This is a genomic window from Rothia mucilaginosa (genome assembly GCF_019334805.1).
Classification (GTDB): Bacteria; Actinomycetota; Actinomycetes; order Actinomycetales; family Micrococcaceae; genus Rothia; species Rothia mucilaginosa_C.
The window spans coordinates 1328147-1342460 of record NZ_CP079822.1 but is presented as its reverse complement, the minus strand read 5'-3'; the positions used below and the strand labels follow the sequence as shown (position 1 = coordinate 1342460).

Annotated in this window: 14 protein-coding genes; 1 reads left to right on the top strand and 13 read right to left on the bottom strand. The window is 61.6% G+C overall.

The window, feature by feature from the left end; genetic code table 11:
• Positions 1–14: 14 nt before the first annotated feature.
• The 8 genes from panC to folP form a co-directional block, all read right to left on the bottom strand.
• Positions 15–962: a pantoate--beta-alanine ligase gene (panC, locus tag LPB405_RS05265; RefSeq protein ID WP_219100465.1), complete on the bottom strand. Its 948-nt coding sequence runs from the start codon at positions 960–962 to the stop codon at positions 15–17.
• A complete protein-coding gene (locus tag LPB405_RS05260) occupies positions 959–1921 on the bottom strand; it encodes a Rossmann-like and DUF2520 domain-containing protein (protein WP_012902776.1) in 963 nt (320 codons plus the stop codon). Before LPB405_RS05260 ends, panC begins: the two co-directional genes overlap by 4 nt.
• 111 nt (positions 1922–2032) lie before the next feature.
• Positions 2033–3901, bottom strand: coding sequence for a PH domain-containing protein (locus LPB405_RS05255; RefSeq protein ID WP_219100462.1), 1869 nt, complete (start codon positions 3899–3901; stop codon positions 2033–2035).
• Complete coding sequence (locus LPB405_RS05250) at positions 3901–4740, bottom strand: PH domain-containing protein (protein ID WP_219100459.1); 840 nt, start codon at positions 4738–4740, stop codon at positions 3901–3903. The genes LPB405_RS05255 and LPB405_RS05250 overlap by 1 nt, the downstream gene beginning before the upstream one ends.
• Positions 4727–5245: a DUF3180 domain-containing protein gene (locus LPB405_RS05245; protein ID WP_219100456.1), complete on the bottom strand. Its 519-nt coding sequence runs from the start codon at positions 5243–5245 to the stop codon at positions 4727–4729. Before LPB405_RS05245 ends, LPB405_RS05250 begins: the two co-directional genes overlap by 14 nt.
• Before the next feature lie 45 nt (positions 5246–5290).
• Positions 5291–5887: a 2-amino-4-hydroxy-6-hydroxymethyldihydropteridine diphosphokinase gene (gene folK / locus LPB405_RS05240; protein ID WP_219100453.1), complete on the bottom strand. Its 597-nt coding sequence runs from the start codon at positions 5885–5887 to the stop codon at positions 5291–5293.
• Positions 5887–6288: a dihydroneopterin aldolase gene (gene folB, locus LPB405_RS05235; protein ID WP_219100450.1), complete on the bottom strand. Its 402-nt coding sequence runs from the start codon at positions 6286–6288 to the stop codon at positions 5887–5889. The genes folK and folB overlap by 1 nt, the downstream gene beginning before the upstream one ends.
• Positions 6289–6342: 54 nt before the next feature.
• On the bottom strand, positions 6343–7302 hold the full coding sequence (folP, locus tag LPB405_RS05230; RefSeq protein ID WP_219100447.1) for a dihydropteroate synthase: 960 nt from the start codon (positions 7300–7302) through the stop codon (positions 6343–6345).
• 230 nt (positions 7303–7532) lie between these two features.
• On the opposite strand from folP, the gene LPB405_RS05225 reads away from it, so the two are divergent.
• Complete coding sequence (locus LPB405_RS05225; RefSeq protein WP_070616019.1) at positions 7533–7739, top strand: hypothetical protein; 207 nt, start codon at positions 7533–7535, stop codon at positions 7737–7739.
• A 161-nt stretch (positions 7740–7900) separates the two neighbouring features.
• On the opposite strand, the gene LPB405_RS05220 is transcribed toward LPB405_RS05225, so the two are convergent.
• From LPB405_RS05220 to tilS, 5 genes are all read right to left on the bottom strand, one after another.
• Positions 7901–8866: an Abi family protein gene (locus tag LPB405_RS05220; protein WP_219100444.1), complete on the bottom strand. Its 966-nt coding sequence runs from the start codon at positions 8864–8866 to the stop codon at positions 7901–7903.
• 453 nt (positions 8867–9319) lie between these two features.
• Positions 9320–9904 carry a GTP cyclohydrolase I FolE gene (folE, locus tag LPB405_RS05215; protein WP_005507626.1) on the bottom strand — a complete coding sequence of 195 codons (585 nt, stop codon included), beginning with the start codon at positions 9902–9904 and terminating at the stop codon, positions 9320–9322.
• Entirely contained in the window at positions 9891–12116 is a 2226-nt protein-coding gene (gene ftsH, locus LPB405_RS05210) for an ATP-dependent zinc metalloprotease FtsH (RefSeq protein WP_219100441.1), read from the bottom strand. Before ftsH ends, folE begins: the two co-directional genes overlap by 14 nt.
• A 294-nt stretch (positions 12117–12410) precedes the next feature.
• A complete protein-coding gene (gene hpt / locus LPB405_RS05205) occupies positions 12411–12962 on the bottom strand; it encodes a hypoxanthine phosphoribosyltransferase (RefSeq protein ID WP_005504342.1) in 552 nt (183 codons plus the stop codon).
• Between the two features lie 196 nt (positions 12963–13158).
• The gene (gene tilS, locus LPB405_RS05200) at positions 13159–14292 is read right to left on the bottom strand and encodes a tRNA lysidine(34) synthetase TilS (RefSeq protein ID WP_219100439.1); all 1134 of its coding nucleotides are present in this window, start codon (positions 14290–14292) and stop codon (positions 13159–13161) included.
• Between the last annotated feature and the right edge of the window lie 22 nt (positions 14293–14314).

The following is a 14314-nucleotide window of genomic DNA, read 5'->3' as shown; positions in this document are numbered from 1 at the left end:
AAACGAACGAACGCTTAGCGCAGGTCCATGTTGTCAATCAGGCGGGTCGGACCAACGAACGCAGCAACTAGTGCCAGGACTCGTTCCGACTCCTCAGTCGGCTCACCGAAAGTCATCGGGTCGACCAGTTCCAGGTAGTCAAGGCGTACACCCGGAGTGGAGTTGATACGCTCACGCGCACCGTCCAAATCAATCTCGTGGAAGCCACGGTTCAGCGAATTCTCACGCAGCATCGCCAGGGTGCGAGACAGCACCAGGGCAGACTCGCGCTCCTCATCCGACAGGTAGCTATTACGCGAAGACAGCGCCAGACCGTTATCGTCGCGAACGATCGACACAGGGCGCATGGTCACGTCGTGGTTGAAGTCGCGCACCATACGCTGGATCAGGATGTACTGCTGAGCGTCCTTCTGACCGAAGTACGCGTTCACCGGGTGGTTACCGGCTGCGGGGCGAATAATGTTGAAGAACTTATTGACCACGGTCAGCACGCCATCAAAGTGGCCCGGACGGGTCGCACCCTCAAACTTGGTGCCCAGCTCGCCGCTCGAAATGCGGATGAGCGGGTCGCCGTCGGGGTACATCTCTTCAACCTCGGGGGCAAAAATAATGTCAACACCGGCGGCACCGGCCAGGGCAGCGTCTGCCTCCAGGGTGCGCGGGTATGCTTCGTAATCCTCGCCGGGGCCAAACTGCAGCGGGTTCACGAAAATGGAGGCGACCACTACATCGTTCTGTTCAGCGGCGCGACGCAACAGGGTTGCGTGGCCGTCGTGCAGGGCGCCCATGGTGGGCACGTAGCCCAGGGATGCGTTCTTGTACTGAACTGCGGTGCCGTTCTGCTCCGCCTCCTGGCGGGCTGCTCGGTCCAGTTCCTCCTGCACTGCGGCAAGGGATTCGGTGATTGCCGTGCGGAAATCCGCAATGGTGGTCACGACTCGGGGCATCGAAGTCTCAGTCATGACGAGAACTCCTTGTTTTCGGGGGCTGAATCATCAATATCGCCGGGGTGGTTGCGGTCCGAAGACTCACCCAGCAGATTCTCAATTCGTCCCAGTTGTTCATCGTTTAACAAACCTCTATTATGCGCTCTTTTTGCGGTTGCGTGTGCCAGAGCGGCGTAAGAGTCTGTAATATCACCTGTTTTCTCATGCTCTGAGTACTCATTCAGAGCCTGAAGGTGAGCCTTCACGGTACCAGCATCTCCACGTGCCACGGGCCCGGTGAGAGCGCCCTCACCGCTGGCGAGCGCATTGTCCACGGCGGCTCGCACGAGCGGCCCCATGTAGCGTGCCGGGTCCTCAATACCGATGGAGGCGAGCATCTGCTGGGACTGACCCAGGATGGTCACGAGGTGGTTCGCGGCGTGCGCTAAAGCTGCGTGGTAGAGCGCCCGGTCAGCCTCGGCAACGTGCACGGGTTCGCCGCCCATTTCCACCACGAGTGCCTGAGCAATCGGGATGAACGGTGCGGGCCCGGTCACGGCGAAGCAGGTGCCGTTCAGGCGCTGCAGGTCCACGGACATGCCGGTAAAGGTCATGGCGGGGTGAATCGCCAAACCGATAGCGCCCAGCGCGGTCGCCGGTGCGAGAACCTCGGTGCCGTGACGGCCGGAGGTGTGCACCAGAATCTGACCGGCGGTAATACTTCCCGAAGACGCCAGGTAGGTGACAAGGCCCGGCAGCTCATCATCGGGAACCGCGAGAATCAGCAATTCGCTACGCTCAGCAATCTGCTCCACCGGCAGCAGCGGCACATCGGGAAGCAGCATCGCGGCGCGCTCCTGAGAAGCCTCAGAGACCGCGTGAACACCCACAATAGTGTGCTCGCAGGCGCGCAAAGCCGCACCGAGGACGGATCCGACCCTCCCGGCTGAAATAATTCCAATGCCCAAACGCGCAGGTTTTGAATGCTGTATCACGGCTTTAAGTATATTCTCCCTTTCACGCCGGCCCTGCCGCCGGTGTCACGAAGACGACCGACGGCAGGATGCGCTCTGCAGTTTATGTAGCTCACTCACGGACGAGCCGGCTTAGGGGCGCCCGCTCATCACCGGTACGCGGTAGTAGGGTTCAATACCCTCCAGGCGAACCGTCATCAACCACACCAAATCCTCGCAGACGCGCGGCGGCAGGTGCATCATGAGCGTGCGCACCGGGCCGGGCACCGTACCGAAATGCACGCTCGCGCATCCGAAGGCACGCTGCAGCGGGCCCTGACCTCGGCTCACGCTCAGCACACGGCTGACCGGAACAATCGACAGCGTGCGGATAAAGTAGCCGCCACGAATCAGTAGCAGGTCGCCCTGCGTATGCTCGCCGACGCTCGAACGTGCCGCATCAGAATCAATGCGGGTGCTCGCCTGCACCGAACCGGCAGTGTAACCGACCGTGGTCACGCCGTTACGCTTCCAGGTAAGCAGGTCCATCCAGCGCGCCGAAGAGGGCGTCACAATCATTGCCGGAACCTGCGGCTTCTGACTCTTCAGCGAACCGTTGGCGGTATCCAGCAGCACCTGCGCCTGCGCCTCATCCAGCGCGGGTAGGAGCAGACGCAACACCATCAGCGTCTCCTGTTTGTTGCCGACCGGCAGGGCAACGTTGCGGGTCACCAACTTCTGGTTGTCGTTCTTCTCAATACCAATACCGGCAATGGTCATCTTGACGCGGTACCAGCCGAACGCACGCCACAGGATGGACTGCTCCACGGCGAGCGCCTGAATACGCTCAACCATCACGTTCTGGGTGTGCGTGCCAGTGAAACCGTAGCGCAGGGTCACGCCGCCCTGACCGCTGGGGGTGATTTTGAAGTTCGCGGCACCGTCAAAACGTGTCCAGAGGGCAACCACATAACCGACCATGGGCGCGAACATACCGGGTAGCAACGCCATGAAAATCAGGAACGGGCTCTCGCCGTCCAGGATCGCGGCAATGACCGCGGCACCAACCATGAGAGCCACGGCGGGCACCAGCCACACCAGATGCTCCAGCATGATGGAGGCAATCAGACGCATATTCGAGATGCGGAAAATCGGCGGCTGCGAGGGGTCAGCCGCGACCGGCATCGGCATGCGAGCGCCGCGGCGGGATGCGCCGGGCTGCTGGATGCCCTGCTCGGGTGCAGGCTGCGAGTAGCCGCCCTGCTGAGGCGCCGCCTGCTGATGAGCGGGCTGGGCGCCGTCCTGCGCGGGCGCACCATAAGATGCCTCATAGGGCGCACCATAGGAGGCCTCGTACGGCTGATGCAACTGATCTGCATCCGGCATGCGCTCCGCCGAAATCTGCATGCTCTCGGGCAGCACGTCGACCGGGCGGCCCGCCGCCTCCGAACGCAACAGGTTGATGCTCGCCATCGCGGTACGGCGCAGAACCTCCGCCTTGCGGGCGGAAACGTACTTGATGTGCAGCGCCTCCGAAGAGCCGTCAGCCACCTCAAAACGAAGCTCCGACACACCCAGCAGGCGCGCCACCAGAGGACGCGAAATGTCCACGCTCTGCACGCTCTCCAGACGGATCGTGCGGTTCTTCTTGAACAGAAAACCGCTACGGCGGTGAATCGCCAAATCGTCCAGGCTATAGCGGGTAAACCACCAGTCAATCGAGCCAGCAACCAGAATCAGCACGAGCACGGCGAAGCCGATAAGCTGCGAGTACGTTGCGCTGAAGTAGCTACTGTTCTCATCGAATGCCTGCGTCAATCGCGCGCCCCACTCGTTCGGCGGGGTGGTCAGAATATTCAGGATAATGCTCTGGAAGAAACCAAACGCCAGCAGAATAATGAACCAGAGGTTCATGATGAACGTGCGGATATCGGCACGCCACCACTTCTGCTCCTGCGGCATCTGGGAGGCAGGAGGCTGCGGTGCCTGCGGCGCGGGGTTGACCGGATTCGGGGTACTCATTAGAGTGCCGCCATTCGCTCATCGGCGCGGCGCACCAGATCCGCGCGCAGCTCCTCCGCCGCATTCAGCGGAATACCAAACAGCACCATCGTGCCGGTGGTCGTACCCGCGGTGCGCACCGTCAGGCGGGCAACACCGCACATGCGCTCCAGCGGACCAGAATCCACATCAACATACTGGATGCGCCCGTACGGCATAGAGCTCATGGAACGGAACACGATACCGCGGCGAGCCATCAGGTGATTCGACTCCAGCGCGTAGCCGAGCGCACGAGTACGGCGCGGAGTGGTCAGAATCCACCACAGACCCCACAGACCAAACACCGCAATCACAGCCAGACCGACGATGCGTAGCGCCTCCGGACCGCCGAAGAACGCACCCGCACAATACAAGGCAACGCCCGCAAGAATCGGGAGCGCCAGGGCGGAAAGAGTGTGAACAAAACGAACCGTCAGGTAGCGGGAGGCGGCGGGTACCCACTGCGGCTCCGGCACGGGTTGCGCGGGAACCGGCTGGGAGCTTACCGGCTGAGAAGGTGCCGGCTGCGCGGGAACCGGCTGAGGCGCGTTCGGGTACGCGGCAGCGGGCGGAACCTGCTGACCGTACTGCGCTTGCTGTCCATACTGCGCCTGCTGGTCATACTGGCTCTGCTGTCCATACGGGGCACCAGGCTGACCGTAAGCCGCCTGCTGGTACTGCCCATACTGGTTCTGCCCGTACTGACCCTGCTGACCGGGCTGACCGGGCTGACTCTGCCCATACTGACCGTATTGGCCGTTCTGAGCGTCCTGCCCGTACCGACCATTTGGCGAATAACTATTCTGGTTAGGAGCCGACATAGGTTCCTCCCTCTCGCGGCTTTACAGCACCGGAAGAGGAGGCCGCATCCTCATCATCCTCCGGCGGAATACGACAACAATGCTGCGCCCACAGGCCAGCAATCAGCAGGGCAACACTGCCCACACAATTAACGAGAACCTCCCAAAAGACCACCGAAAAACCGCGCACAGACACCATCGCCAGGTGGTAGCCAAGAATCGCACCGCACCAGCCCGTCAACAGGGCACCGGTCATGATGGAGCCCTGCGCGTACGCTACCGCACGCGCCGCAAGAATCGGGCCCATATGCGGCGCCTTCTCACGCGTCTGAATACGACGATAACGAGCCACCTGCACACCCAGCCACACGGCTCCCGCCGCAACCAGCAGGCACACCGCGCCGAGCATCCACGAGAAATTCAGCTCACCAAAACCGGCGCCAATCATCACGGAATTCACCATAAGAGCGGCAGCGGCACCGCACACAGCCGCCACAATAATCGCCCGATAACTCAGGGGCTTCATGGTGTTTCCTTTCGGTAGGTTCTTCTACCTTCCAGAGTGCCACATTTAAGGCTGATCAGGTACCTGCATCTCACGCATATAGCTGATAGCGTCTTCATCCGCCTCAACCAGCGTGCGGGACAGTTCCGCAACGCTCACGACCTCGCGGCTCAGCGGCGCAGGAACCTCATCCGGCCGCTCCCCCGAAGGCTCCGCACGCCGGGTCACCGTCAGGTACGCCTGCGGGTCCATCTGCGCCCACGGCACCAGCACAAAAGCACGCTCCTGCGCCCGCGGATGCGGCAAAGTCAGCACCGGATCCTCAGAGATCACGCCGTCATAGTCAATCACGTCAATATCGAGGGTGCGCGGGCCCCAACGCACCAGGCGCTCACGGTGATGCGCCGCCTCCACCGCGTTACACAGCTTCAGCAGCTCGTAAGCGCCCAGGTCAGTGGTCACCTCAATGACCGCGTTCACGAAATCCGGCTGACCCGCCGGACCACCCACCGGGGCGGTACGGTACAGCCCGGAGGCGCGCACCAGCTGCACGCCACCGGCCACCAGGTCGGCGACGGCGCGCTCCAGGGTGTCTTCGCTTTCGCCCAGGTTCGAGCCCAACGCCAACACCGCGCGGTGCGCATACTTTGCCGTACCCGCCACTAGCGGCCACCCTCAGCGGCGCGTTCACGGAACACGCTCACCGCAACGTTACCGAACGGCAGCTCAATCGGCGCCTGCGGTTTCGACACGGTAATCTCCACCGCGTCCACCAGCTCAAACATGGCGAGGACACCCTCGGCAATGTTCACCGCAAGGGTCTCAATCAAATCCAGCGAACCGTTCGTAATGTGGCGGTGAATCAGGTCAACCACCAGCGCGTAGTTCGTGGTCTTCGTCAGGTCATCCGTAGCGGCTGCGGCGGAAAAATCGCTGTACAGGGTCGCGTCCACGACGAAGGGCTGGCCGTCGCGCTTCTCAAAATCGAGCACGCCGTGGTACCCCTTAGCGGTGATACCGGTGAGGGTGATGCGGTCGTGGCGTGCGTAGTCTGCCTGGGTCATTGGGGTCTCCTAGAAAGTATTTGGGGCGGGGGTTGGCGAGTAGCTAACGGGGCTCTAGCTGACAGAGCGCAACGCGGAGGCGACCGTCACCGCATCCACGCTGGCGGGTACGTCATGCACGCGCACAGCCCACACGCCGCGCGCCGCCACCAGTGCGGTTACCGCCGCTGAGGCTGCGGCACGGTGCTGAGCCGGGCGCGGCTCCGAGAGCGACTGCCACAGTTCGCGTTCCGCCTCACCCGCATCGGTTGCGGTGAAGCCGCTCGCGTTCAGGCGCTCAGCCAGTGCCATATCCGCCGCCGTGAGGGCGTTGGCGATAAAACGCTTGCGGGAACCGGCAATGAGCAGGCGGTGGCCCAGGCCCTGCAGCTCGTCAATGGCGGCGAGCAGCTCCCAGTCCTGCATGCCGCCCTTCGCGAAGCCCAGACCCGGATCAAGAATCAGGTTCTGCGGCAGCACACCGGCTGCAAGGAAACGCTCACGCAGATCGGTCAGCTCCTCCACGACCTCGGTGACCACGCCGCGCGGGTACTCCGCCAGGCTGTCCATGGTCTGGGAGGTGCCGCGCGCGTGCATGAGGATGTACGGCACCTGCAGCTCGGCGGCGGTTTCAATCATTTCATTGCTCACGTTCAGACCGGATATATCGTTGATGATGTGCGCACCGGCGGCGATGGCGGCGCGGGCGGTCTGCGGGTTCATGGTGTCAACGCTGATGGTGGTGCCCAGCTGCGCGACCGCCTCGATGACGGGCAGGATGCGGCGCTGCTCCTCCTCCACGCTGATGCGCACGGCACCGGGGCGGGTGGACTCGCCGCCAATGTCGATAATGGAGGCGCCCTCGGCAATCATGCGGGCGGCGTGGGCGATAGCGTCGGTGGCGGCGTAGTGCTGCCCGCCGTCGCTGAAGGAGTCGGGGGTGACGTTGAGGATGCCCATCACGAGGGTGCGTTCGGCGGCGAGCGCGTCGCAGGGCAGGAGGGCTACACGGGTGGTGTGTGTGGATTCAGTCATAAATTTATCGTACCGAATCTGCGGTGCGGTGGAGTTTGCCGCAGTGATTGACACAGTGATTGGGGTGGGGGTTGGGGTAGCTGTGGGGTCGATTCTGGGGACACGGCATGCAATACTTGCATTACAGATACTTATTTAAGGGTATGCTGGGAGGGCACGCATACCGTGCCGGGCGCGTTCCCGGTCGGCGGCGCGCACCCACACATACATACTCTAGGAAGTGACTCATTGTGAATATGAAGACTGGAGCTTGGATCCTCTCCCTGGTAGCTCTTGCCGCGCTGGTGACTATTGTGCTCGCTGAAGGTGTTCCTGCCGTGCGTTGGATTGCTTTCGGCACCGCGACCGGTTGCGGTTTCATTGCCGTGGGCTTGATCGTGACTCTTGCCCTGGGTTGGGATAATCCGAGCGAGGCGAAGGGTAGCTTGCAGCGTTAGCGGCGGGGCTCTTCTAGCTTCTGCGGTGCGGCATGATCGGCGCCGCCACGGCCGCAGAAGGTACCGGCTCAGAATACATTCTCGGAGCACTTTGGCGATGCGAAAAGGGGCGGAGGTTTTCACCTCCGCCCCTTTTAGTGTGTCTATAAGCTGTGAAGATTTTAGCTCCACAAACGGGTTTCTTCCCACCCTTGCGGTATACCCATAGCCCGCGATACATCAACCCCAGGAACGGAAATATCAGGACGTTCCTTCAGGATCTGCGTCAGAGATTCCGTATCCCCGATTCCGTCCTGGTCCATCAGATATTTGAGGAGGGTGAGCATGCCGAAGGTCTTACACATCTTATGGTTCTCTTCAGCCTGCGGCACACCAAATAGGTCAACAACCTCACGGATTTCAGGGCTCTCAACTCTTCCACCTCTCAACACACGCGGCAAGCGAGGCTCTGGGTGCAGCTTATTGTAGAACCTACTTTGATGCGCACAAATATTGCGCATTACCCGCAGCGAGTTAATCCAAGTTTCCAACTGAGGGTCAGTACACCCCAAGGCTTTCGCGATATCTCGTCGAATATTTGGCGGAGAGACCAAATACAGATTCTGTAGAGCCCCCAAATCTAGAACTTCCACCACTACCCACACAGGCAACTTCCCGCCGTATTGCTCACGGTGATGCTTCACGAATTCTTCCTCAGAAGTACGAATAAGTTGTTCGCTTTTTCTCGTGAATCTATTCCAAGCAGTGCGCCTTTTACTACCTTGAAGATCACACCGGGTTTCATCCTCGTATATGAGAGGGTCCACTTCCCCCAGTAAATTCCCTAGGCGGGACCGCAAATACACCTCAAACTGCGAGAAGTACGAAAACGCAATAGACCGAAGATTACGGTCATATTCATACAGGGCCACAATATCTTCAAAGACCGTTCCGGGCACGAAAGTATCCAAGCGCTGCCCGCTTCCCGACGACCGCCGAAACGAATAATAGTAACCACTCAGACGGTAGTAACTAACACGCTCAAGGACGTGAACGGCATGTTCCTGAGAACCTACGAGCATACCTCGCTGGCGCAAGATTCCAACCTGCTGTTCATATGTTTTAAATGGTTTTATGATTGAAGACATACACTATCCATCACTTGATATCGTTTCATCATCATAACTCTTTAATAATATCAATATAAGGATATTAAGGGTATAACTACACGGATGTAAGTCATCTCTGTCTTGTTAAGGTCATCGTTTAAAAACGATGACCGGCTCCAGACCCCTGATGGGCGGAACCGGCCGCGGTTATTTTCGCTCCTGATGAGGAGCGGAACAGTTATGCATTCATCAACAACGGTACGTGAAGAGCGCTGTACATAGCGTTAACAAAAAGAAGACCGGTCCTGTACTCCCGAAGGAGTGGTGCCGGTACTAGTGGTACTACTCTACAGCTGATGACGCCCTCTACGCAAGGGCTCTCGTCATACGACCCAACAAAAGCGGCTACACGACACAGGGGTATAGCGCAAGGGGGCAGGATTCCTTAGAATCCTGCCCCCTGGCGTATAGCTATATGCTCATTGCATGCGCTTAGCGCTGCGAGAAGATCAGGCTCATCGCCTCCGCACGGGTTGCGCCGTTCATCAGCGCACCGCGCACCGCGCTAGTCACGGTCTTCGCGCCCGGCTTACGCACACCGCGCATCGACATGCACATGTGCTCAGCCTCAATCACCACAATCGCACCGCGCGGGTTCAGGTGCTCCTCCAGAGCCTCCACCACCTGCGTGGTCAGACGCTCCTGCACCTGCGGGCGGCGAGCGTACAGATCCACCACGCGGGCGAGCTTGCTCAGGCCGGTCACCTTACCGTCCGGGCCCGGGATGTAACCCACATGCGCCACACCGTGGAACGGCACCAGGTGGTGCTCACAGGTCGAGTAGAACGGGATGTCCTTCACCAGCACCATCTCAGAGTGGGCGATGTCGAAGGTCGTACCCAGAATCTCGCCGGCATCCTGGTGCAGGCCCGAGAAGAACTCCGCGTAGGCGCGCGCCACACGCGCCGGGGTCTGCTGCAGACCGTCACGGTCCGGGTCCTCACCAATCGCGAGCAGAATCTCGCGGACGGCAGCCTCAATACGCGGCTGGTCGACGGCGTTCTTAGCCTCGCTCATTCTCTGCTCCATTCTGGTTCGGGGTGCCGTTCTCCGGGCGCTGCGCCGGAGGGGCGGGGTAGTTCGGGTACTGCTGGGTGGGCATTGCGACGGTCGGGTCGGCGTCCGGGTCGGTGAGGGGCACCTGAGGCGGCAACGGCTGCGTAGGTGCTACCGGAACCTGCTGCGCGGGTGCAGCCGGTGCTACAGGAGCGGTCGGCGCTACGGGAACAGTCGGTGCCTCGGCAGGTGCTTCCTCAGCCTTCTGCGCCTCCTGAGCCAGCTCGCTCGGTGCCTTCACCGGCGGAATGTCGGTGCGCTCGCGGGTCGGCTTGGAGTACCAGTACTCACGCTCGGGGCGCTTACGCACGTCCTTGAAGATTTCGGCAATCTCGTTCTCGAGCAGGGTTTCCTTCTCGAGCAGGGCGAACGCCAGGCGGTCCAGAATATCGCGGTTTTCCAGCAGAATCTGGAATGCCTCGTCGTGCGCCTGCTCCAGCAGGGCACGAATCTCAGCGTCGACCTTCGCCGCGGTTGCGTCGGAGTAGTTGCGTGCCGAAGCGCCGCCACCACCGAGGAACGGTTCGGTGTCTTCGCCGCCGAGCTTCACGGAACCAATCACGGCACTCATGCCGTAGTCGGTGACCATCTTGCGGGCGGTGTCGGTTGCCTTCTGAATGTCGTTAGACGCACCGGTGGACGGGTCGTGGAAGACGATCTCCTCAGCGGCACGGCCACCCATCGCGTACGCCATCTGGTCGAGCAGTTCGTGACGGGTCGTGGAGTACTTGTCGTCCTGCGGCATGACCATGGTGTAACCCAGGGCACGACCACGCGGAAGAATCGTAATCTTGGTGACCGGCGCGGAGTTACGCAGTGCCGCCGCGACCAGGGCGTGACCACCCTCGTGGTATGCGGTGACCTTACGCTCGTGCTCGTTCATGATGCGCGAGGAACGCTGCGGACCAGCCATGACGCGGTCAATCGCCTCGTCGATAGCGCGGTCATCAATCACGTTGCCGTTATCGCGGGCGGTCAGCAGAGCCGCCTCGTTCATGACGTTCGCCAGGTCAGCACCGGTGAAGCCGGGGGTACGCTTAGCGACCTGTGCCAGGTCAACGGTGTTAGCGATCGGCTTGCCTGCGGCGTGCACGCGCAGGATGTGTTCGCGGCCCTGCATGTCGGGGGCGTCCACACCAATCTGACGGTCAAAACGGCCGGGACGCAGCAGTGCCGGGTCCAGAACGTCGGGTCGGTTCGTTGCCGCAATGACGATGACGTTCGAGTTGCCGTCGAAGCCGTCCATCTCAACCAGCAGCTGGTTCAGGGTCTGCTCACGCTCGTCATTACCGCCGCCCATGCCGACGCCGCGGCGGCGGCCAACAGCGTCAATCTCGTCGACGAAGACGATGGCGGCGGGGTCGCTCTTCGCTTCCTTGAACAGGTCGCGCACGCGGGAGGCGCCCACACCCACGAACATTTCAACGAAGTCAGAGCCAGAAATCGAGTAGAACGGCACGCCAGCCTCGCCCGCCACAGCCTTGGCGAGCAGGGTCTTACCGGTGCCGGGAGGGCCGTACAGCAGAACACCCTTGGGGATCTTTGCACCCAGGCGGGTGAACTTTTCGGGTTCAGCCAGGAACTCGCGGACTTCTTCCAGTTCGGCGAGCGCCTCGTCCACGCCGGCGACGTCGCTGAAGCGAACCTCCGGCTTGTCCTTGGTGAACTTCTTCGCGCGGGACTTGGAGAAGCTCATGACGGAGGAGCCGCCTCCGACTCGTCCCATCAGGAACCAGAAGAGCACACCAAAGAGCAGAATCGGCAGCAGCAGGGACACCAGGGAGCCCAGGAAGCTGTGCTCAACGGGCTGGTCCGTGTAGCTTTCCAGCTCGGCGGATTCCATTGCCTTAGCAACTTCGTCGCCGCGGGGCTGCACGTAGTAGAAGCGCACCGACTTACCGTAGTTGTCGTTGCCCTTCTTGTAGTCGTCCTTAAGCTGCAGCTCGACGCGCTGGTCGCCGTCGTAGATCTTTGCGCTCTTGACCTGGTGGTCGTTGAGCAGCTGAAGACCCACGTTGGTGTCCACCTGACGCGAGGGCTGGGTGAAGAAGGAGGCCATGAGGAAAGCCAGCATGATTACGAGAGCTGCACCCGGCCAGAACCAGGGGCCGTTAATCAGCTTCTTCAGGAAGCCCTCCGAGCCTTTCTGCGGAGTATTGGGGTTTTGCGCCAATGCTTTGTCCTTACGTTGCGGCTGTGACCCGTTGGGGTGCGGCATGCCTGCCGGAACACCCAACGGTGCAACCTTAAATGTACCCTACCCCGGCGGGCGGCTAGGTACCGGGCTTCTCTATTTCACCTGCGGGCTAAAGGGTTGTAGCACTCGGCGGGGGTGAAAGTGCATCTTCTGCGGCGGGTACATCCGCCCCCGAGTACATCCACCGTCGGGTACAGCAACGCCCCGCTCCCCCACAAGCGTGAGGAGGCGGGGCGTCACCACCTACAGCATGGTTGCTGAGGTGAAGGCTTAGGAGTAAACGTGCGGGTGCAGGGTTGCGACGCAGTCCAGGTTGCGGTACTTCTCAGCGAAGTCCAGGCCGTAACCAACAACGAACTCGGGCTCGATGTCCCAGCCGACGTACTTGACCTCAACGTCAGCCTTGACAACCTTGGGCTTGCGCAACAGGGTGCAAATCTCAACGGAAGCTGCGCCGCGAGAAATCAGGTTCTGCTGCAGCCATGCCAGGGTCAGGCCGGAGTCAATGATGTCTTCAACGATCAGGACGTTGCGGCCCACCAGGTCGGTGTCCAGGTCCTTGAGGATACGCACAACGCCGGAGGACTTGGTGCCGGAACCGTACGAGGAAACAGCCATCCAGTCCATAGTGTAGTGGCCCTTGAGAGCGCGGGAAAGGTCAGCCATGATCATGATGGCGCCCTTGAGAACACCCACCAACAGCACGTCCTTACCGGCGTAGTCTTCGTCGATGCGCGCCGCCAGTTCGGCGACCTTCGCGTTAATCTCTTCCTTGCTGAAGAGAACGTTCTTAATATCGTCCTGCACGTCGATAGCCTGCACGATGTATTCCTTCGTATTCTTTTAGACGCTCTGCGCCTCCGCCGGGGGCCCCGGGTGAGGGGTTTCATGCCTTCCCACAGCGGACAATGTGGATGGTGTTCGCCTTAAGTATGGCTTAAAACGGCGCCGCGGCGCACCTCACCACGCAGATAGTGTGTGCTGAGGGGGCTCCGCGGGCACCTAGCTGGGCACCTAGTTAGGGTCGAGTTGGCACTAATACGAGCACGTCCAGGCGTTCACCGGTTGCTGGATGCACAATTTTGCGGCGGCGGTACGCGCTCACGTGACCGGGCATCTGAACGGGCCCAGCTACCGCGTATTCGGCGGTGAAAGAGTCCAGCGCCTGCAGTCGCTCGAAGCCGGGGTTCTCTCCTCCGGCGGCCTTGCAGGCGGTCGCAAGCACACGCAGACGAAGCGCCGGGTGCAGCGCCGCCACCTGCGCACGGTCCAGTAGCACGGCGTCTTCACATTCGATGCCGCGCACGGCGGTTCCGGCGGGTAGGAGCGCCTGCTTGTAGGCGGCATGTGCCTGCTCGTCGAGGTATTCGGCATCGGGGCCAGCTACGGAGGCGGTGCGCGCCAGGGAGCGGGCGACGTCCCCGCCGAGATGCTCCTCCAGGTAGGGCAGCACGCTGTGGCGGATGCGGGCACGCATGAGGGACTGGTCGGCGTTGGTCGGGTCAATCCAGGGGGTGAGGGTTTCGGCGTCGCAGATATTGAGCATGTCGGTGCGGCGCAGACCGAGGAAGGGGCGCAGGTAGGTGACGCCCTCTTCGACGCGCACCGGCGGCATACCGGCAAGGGAGCGTGTGCCGGAGCCGCGACTTAGGCCGAGCAGCACGGTTTCTGCCTGGTCGTCGAGGGTGTGGCCGAGCAGCACGGCGCGGGCGCCGGTGGCTTCAACAGCTTTCGTGAAGGCGGTGTAGCGGGCGGTGCGCGCCGCCATTTCGGGGCCCATGTTCCCGACGGGAACCTGCACTTTTTCGGTGATGACGGGGTGAAGCCCCAGGTCGGTGAGGGTCTGCGCGGTCTGCGCGGCGACCGCGGCGGAGTCTTCTTGTAGGTCGTGGTCGACGATGATGGCACCTACGCGCACGTCGCCGCGGCGGGCGAAGTGCGCGGCGATGGCCGCCAGCGCGAGGGAGTCGGGGCCGCCGCTGCAGGCGACCAAGAGCAGGGGCAGGTCGGCGGCGTCCGCGGTGGAGGCGGTGCGGGAGCGTCCGGTGGCTTTGATGCTTCCGGCGCCAAGGAGCTTTTCGAGGGCGGCGGCGAGGTGGCGGCGGGCAGTGCCGACGGCGGGGTGCAGGCGTCCTGCGCGTCCATTCTGCATGGTGGTTCCTTTATATAGGCGT

Bases quoted from the DNA above. Each gene is read 5' to 3' on its own strand.
- panC (WP_219100465.1), bottom strand. From the start codon at position 962: ATGACTGAGACTTCGATGCCCCGAGTCGTGACCACCATTGCGGATTTC.
- LPB405_RS05255 (WP_219100462.1), bottom strand. From the start codon at position 3,901: ATGAGTACCCCGAATCCGGTCAACCCCGCGCCGCAGGCACCGCAGCCT.
- LPB405_RS05250 (WP_219100459.1), bottom strand. From the start codon at position 4,740: ATGTCGGCTCCTAACCAGAATAGTTATTCGCCAAATGGTCGGTACGGG.
- LPB405_RS05245 (WP_219100456.1), bottom strand. From the start codon at position 5,245: ATGAAGCCCCTGAGTTATCGGGCGATTATTGTGGCGGCTGTGTGCGGT.
- folB (WP_219100450.1), bottom strand. From the start codon at position 6,288: ATGACCCAGGCAGACTACGCACGCCACGACCGCATCACCCTCACCGGT.
- folP (WP_219100447.1), bottom strand. From the start codon at position 7,302: ATGACTGAATCCACACACACCACCCGTGTAGCCCTCCTGCCCTGCGAC.
- LPB405_RS05220 (WP_219100444.1), bottom strand. From the start codon at position 8,866: ATGTCTTCAATCATAAAACCATTTAAAACATATGAACAGCAGGTTGGA.
- folE (WP_005507626.1), bottom strand. From the start codon at position 9,904: ATGAGCGAGGCTAAGAACGCCGTCGACCAGCCGCGTATTGAGGCTGCC.
- tilS (WP_219100439.1), bottom strand. From the start codon at position 14,292: ATGCAGAATGGACGCGCAGGACGCCTGCACCCCGCCGTCGGCACTGCC.